The organism is Lysinibacillus sp. FSL K6-0075, assembly GCF_038592945.1.
Classification (GTDB): Bacteria; Bacillota; Bacilli; order Bacillales_A; family Planococcaceae; genus Lysinibacillus; species Lysinibacillus fusiformis_F.
The window spans coordinates 3,731,327-3,748,670 of sequence record NZ_CP151947.1; the positions used below are offsets into that span (position 1 = coordinate 3,731,327).

The window sequence follows — 17,344 nt, forward strand, 5'->3', positions numbered from 1 at the left end:
TTACCGTTCACACTGAAAAAGGGTGCATTGTTCTCGTTCAAGATTATTTTGACTATTTACAGTTGCTTAACAATCCGTTAAACTCGAAACATTCTAAATGTTGAGAGGAGGATTTGATATGACATTGTCAAAGTTGTTTCATCCATTAGTATGGATCATTTTAGGTGGAACAATATTCACACGTATTGCAAGCTTTATGGCAATGCCCTTTTTAGCTATTTATTTACATAATGAAATTCAAGCCTCTCCATTACAAATTGGATTGACCATTGGTATTGCACCACTCATTTCCACAGTAGGTGGATTTTTTGGTGGCTATCTAACCGATCGTTTTGGTAGAAAAAGCGTTATTCTATTAACGATTATTGTTTGGAGTCTGGTGTTCTTTGGCTTTGCAACGGTTCATGTTGTTTGGCTTTTTGTCCTATTCAATGCTTTGAATGGGCTTTGTCGTTCATTTTTCGAACCTTCCACACAGGCATTAATGATTGATTTTACACCTGCTGAAAAACGAAAAAGACTATTTTCCTTACGTTATACGGCCATCAATATTGCAGCGGTTATTGGTCCTATTATTGGTGTGTATATCTCACAGCTATCCAGCCCGAGTATCCCTTTTATGCTGACAGGGATTATGTATATTATTTACGCTGTCTTTTTATTTTTTGTGTTAAATCGCTATCAAATGCAGCAACCCAAAGCTGTCACTCAAACAAAGATACTCAGTACATTCACGATTCTTTTGACAAATCTTGTGCTGCTTAGCTTTATTTTGGGAGCCATTTTAATCAATATCGGCTACTCGCAATTTGACTCAACGCTACCACAAATTATCGAATTAAAAATTGATGAAGGTGCGAAACTATATTCGTTATTAATCTCTCTCAATGCAGCGGTTGTGTTACTACTACAATTACCAATTAGTATAGTATCAGAGCGCTTTTCATCCACAGCAACATTATTAGTAGGCGTACTGTTCTTTGCTATTGGACTATTTATGTTTGGATTCTCCACTAATTATACGCTCTATATCATTGCCATGATTATTTTTACCATAGGTGAAATCTTTGCCTTCCCTACGATGAATGTCATGATTGATGAAATTGCGCCAGATACTCAAAAGGCAACCTACTTAGGTGCTGCGCAATTTAAAAATTTAGGTGGCTTTATTGGCCCCATAATAGGCGGTTGGCTATTGACTCATTATATGAATGCTATGTTTCCTGTCATCGCTGTTCTTGTTTTATGTAGTTGTATCTTTTATAGAACCAAAACAGCAGCTCATTAATAAACGCCCCATTGCTATCAAAATAGCTGATTTTGCTATCGATAGAATGGGGCGTTTTTTTAACTATTATAACCTTCGTCAGCAGCAACCTCTGCATAACTAGAGTATTGATCCTTACCAGCATTTTTCGATTGATAAAGCGCTTTATCGGCCCGTTCAAATAAGCTCATTTCTGTATCTTCATCATGGTTATAAATGGCTCCGCCCATGCTCACAGATAGTACAGACCATTTCTCGCTAGCATGGCCATCATATTCAACGGACCTTATTTGAGCCAAAATGGCCTCTGCCATGTGCTGCATCTGTTGCTCTGTTGTATCGTATAAAACAATGGCAAATTCATCCCCACCGAAGCGTACGACAAAACCACTTTGTTTCACAACATGCTTTAAAATTCTCGCTGTTTCAATCAGGATGTGATCTCCTTCTACATGCCCAAATTGATCATTCACTTGTTTAAAGTTATCCAAATCGATTAACAATAAACCTGGCACATTCATTTTTCTTTTCCTTAATAAATTATCAATCTTTCTAATATAGGTAGCACGGTTATAGACACCAGTTAACGGATCGAAAGTAGCTAGCTGTATTGTTTTAGATAAAATTTTATTAATGACGAGCAGCATAATAAAGGATGTTAGTAAGGCGATGAACAGTAAGCTCCAAAATTGTTTCGTATTTTTTTGGAGTGCTTCCATTTTAGTGAAATTGATAAATTTCACATAGACAATTCTTTTTGAAGACTCCCCTCTCACTGTCTCTGCTTCATAAGGCAGAAAACGATGTGTTTCTAGATAACCATTGGCTAAAGCCTTTTGATACTCAACTGGCTCCATTGTTTTCTTTGCCAGCTCAAAGTATTTTTGGAACTGTTTGGATTGATCTTTTACAGTAATCTTCTTCAACGACGAATCATCAAAGAAAACTCCCCCTGCATTAATCGTCTGCACTTCTACTAAATCAGCATATTTACCAATCAAGTACTGTGCCGTTTTTTCAAAATTAAAGGTTTGAAAAACAGGATCATTCAGTAAGTCTAAACCTAACTCAAGCAGATATTTTTTATCCTCTGTTGCTAGATAGCCAAATTTCCGGTATTCTCCTGTCGATGTTGAAATATCAATTCCATCTGTAAAAAATTCGCCACTAGCTCGCCGTTCATCTAATAAAGCAGAAAAACGTTGACAGCAACGCGAGAAATCCAAGCCAATATCTTTGGCAAAAGTCGTGTAAACCACTGTATTGGATTGATCCACTATGTAAATATCCATACCATGTTTCTTTTTCATTTGCTGCAAATCCCAAGTAGCTACAGCAGGGTTTTCAAGATAATAGTTTTTTAACTGTCTAAGCTCCTGTTCCATTTTGTCTGAAATATTATTATCAAAATAAAAATGGGCATTATCGACAGTTTGCATATCTGTAAGAATATGGTTTTCAATTAAAACTTTATTCATACTCACTTGCTTTTCGATTTCCGCTATCAATATTTGTCGGTTCACATATGAAATAACAGCAACGAGTATGACTGCAAAAGCTATTAAAGATAGTAATAATTTAATACGCAGGTTCTTCATTTAATTGTCCTCTACTTATTTATACCATCGTCTTTTCGTAAACATTTAGAACATGATACGTTCTTTGACTATATCACAATAACTCATTTCATATTATACAGTTACTGTTATATTACTGTATATAAAAATCCCCGATGCTATGTGAGGCATCGAGGAACACTATGTTTAATGATTGTTTTGTAAACCGTTTAGCTCTTCTGTAGTTAGCTCGCGATATTCACCTAACGCTAGATTTTCATCTAATGTCAGGCTTCCCATAGAAATTCGCTTTAAATATGTTACACGTTTACCTACAGCCTCAAACATTCGCTTTACCTGATGAAACTTTCCTTCTTGAATCATTAGCTCTATTTCAGATTGCTGTGCAGACTTTAAAATCACAAGCTTTCCAGGCTTGGTAACATAGCCATCATCGAGTTCAACACCATTTGCGAATTTCTCGACATCTTCTTCTGTCACAACCCCTTCAATCTGTGCGTAATAAACTTTTGGCACATGTTTTTTGGGAGACAATAAATTGTGAGCCAATACACCATCATTTGTTAATAAAAGCAAGCCTTCTGTGTCTTTATCTAGTCGACCAACAGGAAACGGTTGAAAATGCTGCTGTAATGGCTCTAATAAATCAATAACTGTTTCATCTCTTAAATCCTCAGTGGCAGAAATAACACCAGGCGGTTTATTCATCATAAAATAAACAAATTCTGTATAAACAACGCGCTCTCCAAACACTGATACCATTTGCTGCTCTGGGTCTACGTGTAAAGCTGCATCCTTGACATAAGCACCGTCTACTGTGACAGCTTTTTGCTTTAATAGCTGCTTCACTTCCTTACGAGAACCGTACCCCATATTTGCTAGTAATTTATCTAAACGCATCGTTCCACTCCTATTTCAATCCCAGTTTACTCATCATACGGGTTAATCGTTCACCCAATAGCTTTTGTGCTAAACCTAGGCGTAATGATAAAAAGCCATAGACAGCCGCACCGACACCCGCACAAATAATTGAGAATAGTAATGCTGAGAATTTACTATCAACTGGACCCATTAGTAATTCCAATAATTTATGCACAATCAGCACGCTAATGGCCATTGCCATTGTCAATAAAGCAATTAGCATGACACGACGCACAACCATTTCTGATCGATAATTCAACGTTCTTCGTAACACAAGCATATTAATGATAATCGAAACACTATAACCAATAGCTGTTGCCACTATAGCACCATCTGCCTCTAACCAACGAATTAATGGAATATTTAATGCTAGCTTCACGAAAATCCCTGATAATAAGCTGAAAACAATCCACTTTTGAAAATCAATTCCTTGAAGTAAGGCTGCTGTAACTTGGAATAACGCAAATAAAATCGCAACAGGTGCATAATGCGCTAAAATGGTTGCCCCCATTTCACTTTCAGAATATAGCATGAAGTAAATTTCATTGGCTAATAGAGAAATACCAACCACAGCTGGCAATGTAATAAAGATTAAAATTTGATAGGTCTTATCCATTGCATGGCGTAGCGCTAAATACTCACCCTGTGTAAAATACTTTGTAATCGTTGGTACAAGCGCCATTGAGAATCCAGTCGCTAGCATAACGGGAATGATGACAACCTTATGTGTCATAAAGTTAATCATCGATAAATAAGTATCTGTTACTCCTGCTAAACCAATGGACGTCATTGCTCCATTAAACGTAAGCATATCGACTAATTGGAATAACGGATTGGCTACCCCTACAAACACCATTGGGATGGAATAGGTAATCACTTCTTTATAAATATTGGACATTGGTAGCTGTGTGGAAGTCACACTTTGACTACGTAATAGGTTAAATTCAGGCTGATATTTTTTCCAGTAATAATAAAGAACACCTAATCCACCGATTGCCCCGATAAATGCAGCAAACACAGCAAAGGAGATGGCTGTCTCTGGTTTCCCTTTAAACACAATAACCACTAAGAACGATCCACCAAGTAATACAACAATTCGCACAATTTGTTCCACCAATTGTGAAACGGCGGTAGGTTCCATTTTGTCATAGCCTTGGAAGAAGCCACGCCATAAACTCATAAATGGTACAACGATTAAGGCAAAACTAACCCATCGTATTACTGAAGCAATCTGTTCAACTGTAAAGACCTGTTCCTCACTCTTAATAACTAGCCCTGCTATTGGCGTTGCAAGTAGAAAGAGGGCAATAAATGCTGCGAAGCCTGTCACCATCATAATCAGAATGCCGGATTTCATCAGCTTGCGACCTGATTGATAATCCCCCATTGCATTGTATTTAGAGACAAATTTAGAGACGGCAATTGGCGCACCCGAAATGGCGATTGCCAACATAATTGAATAGGGAATATATGCATATTGGTAAAGCGCAATGTTCTTCTCGCCGACAATTGCATAAAACGGAAAAATATAAATTAATCCGAGTACCTTCGATAAAAACATCCCCATTGTTAATATCGCAGTACCTTTCATTAAATTGGACATCATACCCATCCATTCATTGTAAAATCAATATTATTATCGTAACACTTCAAAGGATACTTATAAAACTTTTTCGTTTTAACATAACATATATGCAAGCGCTATCACTCTAAGAGCAATAAAAGTAAACCATCTGTAATCTTAACATATTTATAGGAAATGAGACGCATAAATACATCAAAAAGTTCGTTCCAAAGAAAATCTGATGAAAAAAGACCTTAAAATAATCGGTGAGGAATGGCACATCCCCACCGATTCAAGTATTTCTTTATACCATGTCCACAAAGAACTTTTTATACCATACTAGGAATACATAAGCCGTCCAAATATAACGACCACGATTTGCTTTCCCTTCATAGTGCTCATCTAGATAACCAACTAATTGTTTTGTATCAAAGAATTCATTCGCAAAGTCAGTTGTAAACATTTCTTTTACCATGCTGTAATACTTTTCTTCACGTAACCAGTGACGAATCGGCACTGGGAATCCAAGTTTCGGACGCTTTGCCCATTCTTCTGGCAATTCCTGATGTGCAGCCTGACGTAGAACATATTTTGTATCGATATCATTTACACGGTATCTTGATGGAATCTCTTTCGCTAACTCCATTACTTCTTTATCTAAAAATGGTACACGTAATTCAATCGAGTGCGCCATACTCATTTTATCTGCCTTCAATAAAATGTCACCAGGCATCCAAAGATTTAAATCTAGATACTGCATTTTTGTCACATCATCATCGCCAGGCACTTCATCATATATACGTTTTGTAATCGATTTTACAGATGGCGCATTTTTATAAGCTGGCTTCAAAACATTAATGGCATCCACTTCATCCCAAACTACCGCTTCCCCAATAAAACGCTCTTCTACTGTTTGAGCACCTTTAATAAGGAAGTTCGTGTATTGATTTTTCGGTAGGGCTTCTGCCATTCCACGTAATGTTTTACGTAGACCTAATGGTAATTTTTCGTATTTTTGCATTCTTCCTGAGTTTTGATACCAAGCATAGCCACCAAAAATTTCATCGGCACCTTCACCTGATAGGACAACCGTTACATCTTTTGAAGCAAGCTCGGATAGGAAGTAAAGTGGCACTGAAGATGGATTGGATTGTGGCTCATCCATATGCCATTGAATTTTAGGAAGAGCTTCAAAACACTCATCCGCAGTAATATATCTACGTTCATTTTGAATATTCAACGTATCTGATAAGTCTTTTGCAAGATTTGTTTCATTGAACATATCTTCATAGTCAGCAAACCCGACTGAGAAGGATTTATCTGGGCGTAATAAAGACGTAATATAACTAGAGTCAATACCACCCGATAAGAATGAACCCACTTTTACATCACTGATTTGATGAGCCTCTACAGATTCTTTAACAGTTGAACGAATTTCTTCGATATATTTTTCAATCGGTGCTTCTTTTGCATGGAATTTTTTATCCCAATATTGCACGATTTGCTTTTGTCCATTTTGAATCAGCATATAATGAGCTGGTGGTAATTTAAAGACACCTTTAAAGAATGTTTCATCCATAGATGAATATTGGAATGTTAAATAGGGGCGTAGTGCCTGTTTATTTAACTCTTTAATAAATGAAGGGTGTGGTAAAAACGATTTAATCTCAGAGCCAAAAATAAATGTACCGTCTGTTGTATGCTCAGAGTAGTACAATGGTTTGATTCCAAAGCCATCGCGCGCAATGAATTGTAAATCATTCTTTTTATCCCAAATACAGAAAGCAAACATCCCACGCAGTTTCTTCACAAAATCTACGCCATATTCTACATAGCCATAAATAATGACTTCACTATCTGACTGCGTTTTAAACGTATGACCCTTTTCAATAAGATCTGCACGCAGCTCTTGGAAGTTAAAAATTTCACCATTAAATACAAGCACAATATTGCCATCTGCACTATACAATGGTTGATTCGCTACGTCAGATAAGTCAATAATACTTAATCGACGGAAACCTAACGTCACTTTATCGTCACTATGAATACCACCGCTATCTGGTCCACGGTGAATAATTGTATTCATCATATTTTCTATTGTTTGATGATGATCAATCACATTTGTTCCATTAATATAACCTATAAATCCGCACATTCTATTTTTCACCTCATAATTTAGTGCATAACCTTTACCATAATAGCACGAAAAGACATTCATTTCATGCCGACAATGCTAATAAAGGAAAACTTTCATTAATGCAATTGTATAACAAAGAATATTGTGTTTCATTCTACTAGAAATGCCTTTCATCCTGAAAGATGAGATAAAGAATTATAAAACACTTTTCTATTATTTTCAACGTCAAAGAAAGCCCCTCTCTATATAGACTTCATGTATAATAGGAAAGATTCCTAATTTGAACAGAAAGTGAGTTTCTAACTATGTATGATGTAATCGTGATTGGTGGTGGCCCATCTGGTTTAATGGCGGCGATTGCTGCTGGAGAGCGTAAAAAGAAAGTGTTATTGTTAGAAAAAGGCACAAAACTAGGCAAGAAATTGGCCATTTCTGGCGGAGGACGTTGTAATGTGACAAATCGTTTGCCTGTTGAAGAAATCGTGAAGCATATACCTGGTAATGGTCGTTTTCTCTATAGTCCTTTTACCGTTTATAATAATGAAGATATCATCGCATTTTTTGAAGGGCTTGGTGTCGCCCTAAAGGAAGAGGACCATGGCAGAATGTTCCCTGTATCCAATCGCGCCCAAGATGTGGTTGATGGGCTGATTAGACAGCTTCAACGTCTTCATATTGAAGTTCGTTTACACACAGCTGTTAGTAAGCTTCTAATGGACGAAGATAAAATTTTGGGTGTACGTCTTGCAGACGGCTCCGAAGTCCGTAGTCAAGCAGTCGTTGTAGCCGTTGGTGGCAAGGCAGTCCCACAAACTGGTTCAACAGGTGATGGCTATCCTTGGGCTGAGCGTGCCGGTCATACAATCACAACCTTATTCCCAACAGAAGTACCGGTTATTTCAAAAGAGGACTTTATTCAAGACCGTGAACTTCAAGGGCTAGCGTTACGTGATGTTGCTGTCTCTGTGCTAAATAAAAAAGGCAAGACACTCGTCACCCATCAAATGGATATGCTCTTTACCCATTTTGGTTTAAGCGGTCCTGCTATTTTGCGTTGTAGTCAATTCGTTGTGAAAGAATTAATGAAGACTGGCTATGAGCCTGTGACAATGCGTATTCAAACACTGGTTCATTATAATGAAGAAACATGTCTGCAATATTTAAATAAATTAATGAAGGAAGATCCGAAAAAGGCTGTGAAAAATGTTTGGAAAGGCATAGCCCCTGAACGATGGCTCTTGTTCTTATGTGAGCGAGCACATATTGATGTTCAATTGACGGGTGCGGAATTATCCCAAGAGAAAATCCGTCAGCTTGCACGTTTACTAGTAAACTTCACATTAACAGTGAGCGGCACACAGTCACTTGACAAAGCATTTGTTACAGGTGGTGGTGTCTCTGTAAAAGAAATCGAGCCAAAAACAATGGCCTCAAAGAAAAAAGAGGGACTGTTCTTCTGTGGAGAAATTCTTGATATTCATGGCTATACAGGTGGCTATAACATCACTTCAGCCCTCGTAACGGGAAGAATTGCAGGAATGCATGCAGCATTATAATAGAAGAAAAAGCGTGTCCGTGGAAAACGGACGCGCTTTTTTAGCTTTCACTAGACATATAAACTTCTTCATATGGCTGGATAATGACAAAGCCCTCACCAGAAAACGCCATTTGGATGGATTCTCCACTGCCTCGACCGATAAATGTACGGAAGCTAATATCTGTTTTAAATTCAGGTGTTAGGTTGCCTGACCATGCGACAGTAGCATGTGGATCGGTATATACTGTTTCACCTGGTTTCACTAATAATGTCAATGGTTCAAAATGTGTAGTGATCGCAACTTTGCCTGTACCTTGTAGAGTTACATTAAATAAACCACCTGACATGATGCCAGCCATTTTCCGCATTAAACGGATATCCCATTCGATGCTAGGCTCAAAGGCAAGTAAATCATTGCCGTTGACACAAATACTGTCGTTTTTCAAATCAAAAACCGTTACTTTTTTTCCTTGGTCCGCTAAATAGAGTCGGCCCTTTCCGCTGGCTTTCATTAATTGCGTACCTTCACCTGTTAAAGCCTTTTTAAACATTTTGCCAAGACCATGTTCCAACACGCGCTCACGTTCAAATTTAATATCACCTGTATAGGAAATCATAGCGCCCATTTTTGACCATACTTCACCGTTTAGATTAACCTCTAATACGCGTTCAGTTTCCAATTCAAAATAATCATTCTCATTATCATCCTGCTGTGTTTTATGAACAAATTCATCTAAAGAAAATTTCCCCATGATTGATCCCTCCCTAGTTACTTTATATACGTTAGTCTATGAGAAAAGATTCAAATTTTAACGGATTGTGCATTTCGTTACAAAATTTCTCTTTTAATTACGAAATCACTTTATTTCCAGTAATGTTATTGACATCAGACATGTGCTGTTATACATTAAACAAAGAAATCATAATTGTTATATAACAATTACTTCAAAAAAATAACTATATAAGTGCCATGTACGAAATGACACCTATATAGTAAATTGAAAGTTCAAATTATTGCGTAGCGGAAACGTCTCCAACATTTTGCGCTGCTTTTAAAGCTGTTTGCTTACGTACATCTGCACGTAACGTTAAGGAAATAATTAACGAAGCTGCGATTAACCCAGCAAATACATAGAATACAGGAATATAGCTTCCATAAGCATTTTTGATTGCGCTTACTAACAATGGTCCGAAAACTCCACCCAATGACCACGTTGTTAATAAATAACCATGAATAACACCAAGTTGCTTTGTTCCAAATAAATCACTTGCAAAAGCAGGTAGATTTGAGAACCCACCCCCATAGCAACTAACAACTAAGAAAATAAGTGCTTGGAAAATAATCACGTTAGTTGTATGTGGTAAAACGATAAATGTGATTAGCTGTGCTGTAAAGAAAATAACGAAAACGTTTGAACGACCGATATAATCAGACACAGCAGCCCAAATTAAACGGCCACCACCATTAAATAACCCCATAATTCCTACCATTGCTGCAGCACCTGCAACAGATAGACCGACAATTTCCTGTGCCATTGGTGAAGCAACAGAAATCATCATAATCCCTGCCGTTACATTAACTAAATGCATTGACCAAAGCATCCAGAAATGCTTTGTTTTAACTGCTTCTCGTGCTGACATAACAGCTAAATCTTTCTTCACTACATCCTTGCCATTATTGGCAGCTGCTTTCATATTAGCAGGCATATAACCTGGCTTAGGTGGTGCTATATATGAAGCCCCTAAAATCATTAACGTGAAGTAACTTGCCCCTAGAATAAAGTATGTTGTAGAAATGCCAACTGCCTCCATTAAGTTGGCTGCGACTGGTGCTGTAATAAGTGCACCCGATCCAAAACCAAGTACGGCCATACCTGTTGCTAGTCCACGACGGTCTGGGAACCATTTTACAAGTGTTGATACAGGTGCAATATAGCCAATCCCCATTCCTAATCCACTAAGAACACCATATGTTAACCAGTACATGACAACAGAATCCATTGAAATGGCTACACCAGCACCAGCTTGTCCTGCTCCAAATAAGACAGCTGCTACCATCGCCGATTTACGTGGTCCCATTTTTTCTACTAAACTACCAAATAATGCGGCTGAGAAACCAGCTAACCCCATCATAATGGTAAAGGCAATCGTTACCTTTGTTTCACTCCATCCCATTTCTGTGACAATCGGTAGCTTGTATACACTGTATGCATAGGCTCCACCGATTGAAAGGTGAATAGCGATTGCAGATAATGCAATTAACCATCTATTTTTATTCATAAATTCTCATTTCTCCCCTCATTTGCTACCTGTGAAAATTCTATGAACGTCCATGTTAAACAATTTACCACTTAGAATTATTCAAATGCAAGATGTTTTTCTAAAAAATATTATTTCTCCAAAAAGTTTTTCTCTTTTTTATCATTACGTTCTATCCAGAAAACCTTACAGCCTCTAAGTATAACTACGTTTATCTTACAGAAAACATAACACCTTTTAGCTAATATTACTTTTCTGCTCTATTACACAAACAACATTTAATTATATTGATATAATTAAATTTGTGCATATTTTCACATTCATTAAATGTATACGTCTTATTTTGCCAGCAGGATTATTATGTGTATCTCTCATAAGAAGAAGCACAGTAAATCAATAGTATATAGAAATTTACAGAACAAAAGAGCATTTTACAAATGTAATAGACGAAATTTTTATATTTAGAAATGGTTCGCATTTTTTATAAACAAATATATTTTTACTTAAATTAATAAAAAAACAAATTTTTCACAATACAGTGGATGTATATTTTATAAAACACTTTCAATACCTCAAGATTTTTATTATCCAAATATATATTTTTAATACAAAAAATTATAGGTAAAATTCTATTAATTCAGTATCAATTGCTTCTACATGATAGAAATATTCTAAAAGTGGATATTTTTGAAGTAATATTATTTTTTCAGAAAAACAATACATACAGCCTACAAAAAACAGCATGTTAGAAATCATTTCTAACATACTGTACAGAAAAGTGCATTTTTTAATTTATTTTTCTTTTCAGCAAAAGCAACATTTTAATTTCTTTATAATAAATACAGAGCAAAATGCCTACTAAAATTAATAAAGAGCCATATATTTGAACACTTGTAGGGAATTGTTTTAAAAATACCGCACTCAATAGCATAGCTATAGCCGGCTCAAAGTTTAACAACAGTGACGCATTCGTCGAGCCGATTTCCTTCATTTTTTGATTCCACATTAAATTACTTACCCCATGAATAATAATCGCTGATAAAATGAGCAAAAACCAGTAGGGCATTGCAACTTGCCAATTCGTCTGTGGCAAAATAGTAAAAGAAAATGGGACAAGCACTAGTAAACCAATTAAATTTGTATAAAACGTAATCGACTGGGCTGACATTTTCAAACTAAGATGATTGACAATAATGAGGAACAAAGCAAAGCTTAGCATTGTAATTAAGCTCAGCACCTCACCCTTACCGATGGAAATGGTGATAAGTGCTCCTTTTGTAATAATGAGACCAACACCAACAAATGAAATTATCGCACCTAACCAAAATATGCCGTTACGTGATTCATGATAAATCATTTTATTCAGTAGAGAAGTGACAATCGGTGCACAGGCTAATATTAAAGCCGCAGTAATAGGAGAAGTGTGCTGGAGACTAGCATAAAAGCTATAGTGATTAATGGAAACACCCAGTATTCCTGCAAGGATCAACAACAATAGCTCATTGCGCGTAAATGTTGTTCTGCTAATTGCTTTCCAACTAATCCCCCCTAAAAACAGAACTATGACAATCAATCTAAAGATGGCGACCGTTAAAGGGTCCCAATGTTCAATTAAAATAGAGCCAATAATGAAGTTACTGGCCCAAAAAAATACACAGCTAAATAAAATCATATAGATTGTAAGTTGCTTCATATTTTATCGCACCTGCATATAAAGAGACTTCTATATAAGTTATGGATCAACTAATAAAAATCTACTTCCCTTTCCTTTATTCATCTTTTCTATTAAAACATAAGTATAGCAAACTAGAAATTTTCTAGTTTGCTATGTTATCTAAATAAGGGGGATTTAGATTAATACTTAGTTGATAAACTTACCTTTAGACATAACCACTCGGTTGGATGGTTTACGCGCAATGACTTCAGCGCTTGATACTGCGTCAAAGAATACAAAACTTGCTTCATCTTTCACATTCGGCCAAACCTTCTGACCATTAGCATCCAATGGTGTGACACCATTTGTAATATATTTTAATGTTTGTCGAATCGAACGTTCATCAAGCTTGCGAGAAATATCTGCAAAAGTAGTCGCTTTTTCTAATATATCTCCTGAGCCATTGGGACTCCAGGAATCATAAAAGCCATCGCAACCAAAGTGGACATCCACGCCGTGCTCTGTCAGTAATTCAATTGGTGGAATTAATCGTCGCAAATCAAATGGCACAGTTGACATTATTTTTACTTGTTGTTGCGCTAAACGATCTGCAATTTTATGTTGTTCCATGACCGATACATCACCAAGTGAAAAGGCATGACTTATTGCCGTTCTACCCTGATACTTGGCATCCTCCACGATATCTATCCATTTATCGATTGTATAATACCCAACGTGGCCACCATCATGTAGGTGAATATCGACATCTACATTAAATTCCTGTGCGATATCCATCACTTCATAAAGAGAAGGCTCAATCGAGTTATCAATGCCAGCTGGATCTAGGCCACCAATCATCGTCGCTCCATTGCGTAAAGCTTCACGCAATAATTTAGGGACATCATCTCTTAATAGGCCATGCTGTGGAAAGGCAATCACTTCGGATGTCACGACATCTTTATAATCGTCCAATGCCGCTAGTACACCTTCTAAATTTTTTAATCCAATGTATGGATCGATATTAACATGTGTACGAATATGATTTGCACCATTCTTAAGGATTTTTTCAATCATTGCAGCTGCACGTTGTTTACCAGTTGTAGCAAGAACGGATAACTCTTGTGCTTCACGATCAAGTCGTTCCTTTAAATTCTTTACGGGAACACAAGCCTTCCACGGTAAAGATAAGTATGTTTTATCTAAATGATTATGCATTTCCTTAAAGGCAGGTAATAGCAGCTTTCCATTCATATCTGTAACTTCATTTGATAAATCGATTGCCTGTGTTGCAGGTACAATTTGAGAAATAAAGCCATCTATAATTTCAAGGTGAAAAAGCTCCACTTTCGTACCAACTGTGTCATTTTCCTTTAGATATTCTCCTGTTTCAAGTAGAACATTTGTAAGCCATTGCTTCATCTGAATTCTCCTTTCAACTCTCCTACATCCTGTTGGTGAATCATTTTGCCTTGTGAAATGACCGTAGTAATTGGGCATCTTCTTGCTATCACATGGGCAGTGCTCACGCCATCCACTAACAGCATATTGGCTTTATCACCAACTTGTGGCCAAACACGTTCTCCAGCATCATTCAATGGCGTGATACCACCAGAAGCGTATTTCCAAGCCCGACTTAATGAATATTCATCAATAAAACGGAATCTCTCCGCCATCACATTTAATTTCATAATGGTATTACCCGTACCATATGGTGACCAATGATCTGTTAAACTATCATGCCCCACAGATACCTTTACACCATTGTTATAAAGATAAGGAATTGGTATCGTCGAACGGTTCAAATCTATTGGTACAGTTGTTGTTACATCCATTTGTACCTCAGCCATTGCTTGAACTAAATTTTCTAAGCGTGACTGTTCTAAATCAGCAAGTGCCATCGCATGGCTAATTGTGACTTGTCCTTCTTTTTTTGCCTGTTTCGTTAACGCTATCAGCTTATAAAATTCAAATTCACCTAGTGTGTTAGCAGTGTGAATATGAATATCTATCCCTGCATTATAGTCTTGAGCAATGCCCATTGTTGTTTGCAATGACTTTTCGATATTGCGATCTACAATGGATGGGTCAACGCCCCCAACAAGCGTTGCTCCCATTGCCATTGCCTCACGGATTAGTCCCTCTACATTGGAGCGTAATAAGCCATGCTGTGGAAAGGCCACAATATCATAGGTGATTTGATCTTGATATTTTTCTAAAACGTGTTTTGTAATTTCAATATGTTTTGTCCCAATTTGCGGGTCAACATTACAATGTGAACGAATATGTGTGTGTCCTTGTGAAATAAGCCACTTCACCATTTCCTCAGCTCGATAAGCAGCTGTCGGCAATTGCTTTGGTAGTAGCGTTCTTTCTTCTTCAATACGTGTTAAAATCCCTTTAGTAATGGGTCTTGGCGCCTGCCATTCTCCACCAAAATACGTTTTATCGATATGAATATGCATCTCTCGGAATGAAGGGACTAATAGTTGCTGTTGCGCATCTACTACTTCTACATCTCCATCAGCCACTATATTCTTATCCACTTGTTGAACATGCCCATCTTCGATTAGGACATCATAAATACCTGTACGAGTTGCAACAATGTGTTCATTTTCGCGCTCATATGCTTCTTCTAATCTCACATTTTTCAGCAATAGTTTACTCATAGTTTCCTCCCAATTGGTATTTTCCGTCTATCACCAAATTCGATTATTCTACAATTTCAACGCCACTAATCATCGTGTAGTTAGATGCATCCAACCAGAAGCCTTTTACAGCATTGCTATAGACTGCTAAATGCTCATAGTTACGCACTGGGATATACACAGCTTCATCTAACTCGATTTGCATTGCTTTTTTGTAGATTTCATTACGTGCCTCTTGGTTTGCTTCAGAGCGTCCTTGCTCAATTAGTTTGTCAACTTCTGGATTTGAATAGTAGAAATGGTTTCCTGGAGGTCCCATAGAAGCAGTGTGGAATAGATTAAATTGGTTATAATCAGCATCCCCAGTAGCATTACCCCAGCCACTAATAAATATTTGGTGCTGTTCTTTCGTGATTTCAGAAATAAATGCACCATATTCCATTACTTGAATTTCAACATCTAATCCGATTCCTTTTAATTGAGATTGAATCACCTCAGCCATATTGATACGCTCTTTACGGTCACTTGTCAGTAATTTAACTTTTGTTCCTTCTTTCACGCCAGCTTCTTTTAATAATTCTTTTGCCTTCACTACATCATAGTCATACGGTTTCGTTTCACTAGAATAACCAATAATTTTTGGACTCATTGCCGAATTCGCAAGTGTTCCTACATTATCATAAATACCGCTGATAATCGCTTCGCGGTCAACAGCATAGCTAATTGCTTGACGTACTTTTACATCTGATAATAGGGTATCTTTCACATTGAATCCGATAAATTCTACTGCAAGTCCTTCTGCACGGAATAAAGTCATCGTTGAAGAATTTTCAATACGATCAATCTCTGTTACAGGTACTTGTTCAGCAATATGCGCTTCTCCACTTTCAATCATTGCTAGACGCGTAGAATCCTCCGGTACAACTTTAAATGTTACTTTATCTACTTTCGGTACAGTTCCCCAATAATCTTTATTCGAATTTAATGTAATTTCTTGACCTGATTTCCAAGATTCAAATACAAATGGGCCTGTCCCTACTGGATGTGTTGCTAATTCGTCGGCCGCTTCAGCAATAGCTTTCGGACTCATCATACTACCTTCTTGACTTGCTAAAATAGATAGCAGCGGTGCATACGGTTCTTTTAATTTCAATGTAACAATATACGTATCATCTACTACTACTTCACTAATCATTGATAATTTATCACGTTGTGGTGAACCAGTTGCAGGATCTAAAATACGGTCGAATGTAGCTTTAACAGCCTCTGCATTAAAATCTGCACCATCATGGAATTTAATACCTTCATTCAATGTAAATGTCCAAGTGACATCATCTTTTTGCTCCCATTCTTTTGCAAGTAGTGGAACAATTTTACGATCTCTATCAAAAGCAACAAGTGTTTCATATACCTTGCCATGAATAATATTCGCTGATGGAATATCTGTAATAAAATGAGGATCTAGGCTTGTCGCATCTGCTGCTCTTAGAACGACTAATTCTCCTCCTACACTTTTCGATCCCTCTTTGGAACCTTCCGTACTATTATTGCTAGCAGTAGAACATGCTTGCAGAATAAGTACTATCATTAGTGCCATGAATAAAAACAACTTCATTTTCTTCATCAACATTTCCTCCTTGTGTAATTTGTTCCTTACATTTCGAATTATAAAGAAATAAATTTCACTTGTTTTTTAAAATCTTTACGTGTTTTTTAAATTTTCTGACTAATAAGCCATAAAATATTTACATTCTTTACGCTTTTCACTAAATTGAAATCAAAT

12 protein-coding genes are annotated in these 17,344 nt (G+C 36.9%); 2 read left to right on the top strand and 10 right to left on the bottom strand.

Annotated features, from left to right (window positions below):
- Positions 1-118: 118 nt before the first annotated feature.
- Positions 119-1,288, top strand: a complete 1,170-nt coding sequence (locus MHB65_RS18400) for an MFS transporter (RefSeq protein WP_342441316.1) — start codon at positions 119-121, stop codon at positions 1,286-1,288.
- 59 nt (positions 1,289-1,347) lie between these two features.
- Here the strand turns inward: MHB65_RS18400 and MHB65_RS18405 are convergent, their stop codons facing one another.
- The 4 genes from MHB65_RS18405 to asnB form a co-directional block, all read right to left on the bottom strand.
- A complete protein-coding gene (locus MHB65_RS18405) occupies positions 1,348-2,865 on the bottom strand; it encodes a GGDEF domain-containing protein (RefSeq protein ID WP_342441317.1) in 1,518 nt (505 codons plus the stop codon).
- 165 nt (positions 2,866-3,030) lie between these two features.
- Positions 3,031-3,744 carry a pseudouridine synthase gene (locus MHB65_RS18410; protein ID WP_205445048.1) on the bottom strand — a complete coding sequence of 238 codons (714 nt, stop codon included), beginning with the start codon at positions 3,742-3,744 and terminating at the stop codon, positions 3,031-3,033.
- Between the two features lie 10 nt (positions 3,745-3,754).
- Positions 3,755-5,368: a polysaccharide biosynthesis protein gene (locus tag MHB65_RS18415; RefSeq protein ID WP_342443767.1), complete on the bottom strand. Its 1,614-nt coding sequence runs from the start codon at positions 5,366-5,368 to the stop codon at positions 3,755-3,757.
- A gap of 265 nt (positions 5,369-5,633) precedes the next feature.
- Positions 5,634-7,484 carry an asparagine synthase (glutamine-hydrolyzing) gene (gene asnB, locus MHB65_RS18420; RefSeq protein WP_205445051.1) on the bottom strand — a complete coding sequence of 617 codons (1,851 nt, stop codon included), beginning with the start codon at positions 7,482-7,484 and terminating at the stop codon, positions 5,634-5,636.
- 287 nt (positions 7,485-7,771) lie between these two features.
- Between asnB and MHB65_RS18425 the strand changes: the two genes are divergently transcribed.
- The gene (locus MHB65_RS18425; protein ID WP_342441318.1) at positions 7,772-9,022 is read left to right on the top strand and encodes an NAD(P)/FAD-dependent oxidoreductase; all 1,251 of its coding nucleotides are present in this window, start codon (positions 7,772-7,774) and stop codon (positions 9,020-9,022) included.
- 40 nt (positions 9,023-9,062) lie between these two features.
- On the opposite strand, the gene MHB65_RS18430 is transcribed toward MHB65_RS18425, so the two are convergent.
- The 6 genes from MHB65_RS18430 to MHB65_RS18455 all read right to left on the bottom strand — a co-directional run bounded on the left by MHB65_RS18430 (position 9,063) and on the right by MHB65_RS18455 (position 17,185).
- On the bottom strand, positions 9,063-9,755 hold the full coding sequence (locus MHB65_RS18430; protein WP_342441319.1) for an AIM24 family protein: 693 nt from the start codon (positions 9,753-9,755) through the stop codon (positions 9,063-9,065).
- A 259-nt stretch (positions 9,756-10,014) separates the two neighbouring features.
- A complete protein-coding gene (locus MHB65_RS18435; protein ID WP_004226054.1) occupies positions 10,015-11,283 on the bottom strand; it encodes an OFA family MFS transporter in 1,269 nt (422 codons plus the stop codon).
- A 766-nt stretch (positions 11,284-12,049) separates the two neighbouring features.
- Positions 12,050-12,955 (bottom strand): DMT family transporter, encoded by a 906-nt coding sequence (locus tag MHB65_RS18440; protein WP_342441320.1) that lies wholly within the window; start codon positions 12,953-12,955, stop codon positions 12,050-12,052.
- 168 nt (positions 12,956-13,123) lie between these two features.
- Positions 13,124-14,335, bottom strand: coding sequence for an amidohydrolase (locus tag MHB65_RS18445; RefSeq protein WP_342441321.1), 1,212 nt, complete (start codon positions 14,333-14,335; stop codon positions 13,124-13,126).
- The gene (locus tag MHB65_RS18450) at positions 14,332-15,582 is read right to left on the bottom strand and encodes an amidohydrolase family protein (RefSeq protein ID WP_205445071.1); all 1,251 of its coding nucleotides are present in this window, start codon (positions 15,580-15,582) and stop codon (positions 14,332-14,334) included. The genes MHB65_RS18445 and MHB65_RS18450 overlap by 4 nt, the downstream gene beginning before the upstream one ends.
- 43 nt (positions 15,583-15,625) lie before the next feature.
- Positions 15,626-17,185, bottom strand: a complete 1,560-nt coding sequence (locus tag MHB65_RS18455) for a glutathione ABC transporter substrate-binding protein (protein WP_205445072.1) — start codon at positions 17,183-17,185, stop codon at positions 15,626-15,628.
- Positions 17,186-17,344: the final 159 nt, after the last annotated feature.

Coding starts and splice junctions, on each gene's coding strand:
- MHB65_RS18400 (WP_342441316.1), top strand. CDS start 119: ATGACATTGTCAAAGTTGTTTCATCCATTAGTATGGATCATTTTAGGT.
- MHB65_RS18405 (WP_342441317.1), bottom strand. CDS start 2,865: ATGAAGAACCTGCGTATTAAATTATTACTATCTTTAATAGCTTTTGCA.
- MHB65_RS18410 (WP_205445048.1), bottom strand. CDS start 3,744: ATGCGTTTAGATAAATTACTAGCAAATATGGGGTACGGTTCTCGTAAG.
- MHB65_RS18415 (WP_342443767.1), bottom strand. CDS start 5,368: ATGTCCAATTTAATGAAAGGTACTGCGATATTAACAATGGGGATGTTT.
- asnB (WP_205445051.1), bottom strand. CDS start 7,484: ATGTGCGGATTTATAGGTTATATTAATGGAACAAATGTGATTGATCAT.
- MHB65_RS18425 (WP_342441318.1), top strand. CDS start 7,772: ATGTATGATGTAATCGTGATTGGTGGTGGCCCATCTGGTTTAATGGCG.
- MHB65_RS18430 (WP_342441319.1), bottom strand. CDS start 9,755: ATGGGGAAATTTTCTTTAGATGAATTTGTTCATAAAACACAGCAGGAT.
- MHB65_RS18435 (WP_004226054.1), bottom strand. CDS start 11,283: ATGAATAAAAATAGATGGTTAATTGCATTATCTGCAATCGCTATTCAC.
- MHB65_RS18440 (WP_342441320.1), bottom strand. CDS start 12,955: ATGAAGCAACTTACAATCTATATGATTTTATTTAGCTGTGTATTTTTT.
- MHB65_RS18445 (WP_342441321.1), bottom strand. CDS start 14,335: ATGAAGCAATGGCTTACAAATGTTCTACTTGAAACAGGAGAATATCTA.
- MHB65_RS18450 (WP_205445071.1), bottom strand. CDS start 15,582: ATGAGTAAACTATTGCTGAAAAATGTGAGATTAGAAGAAGCATATGAG.
- MHB65_RS18455 (WP_205445072.1), bottom strand. CDS start 17,185: ATGAAGAAAATGAAGTTGTTTTTATTCATGGCACTAATGATAGTACTT.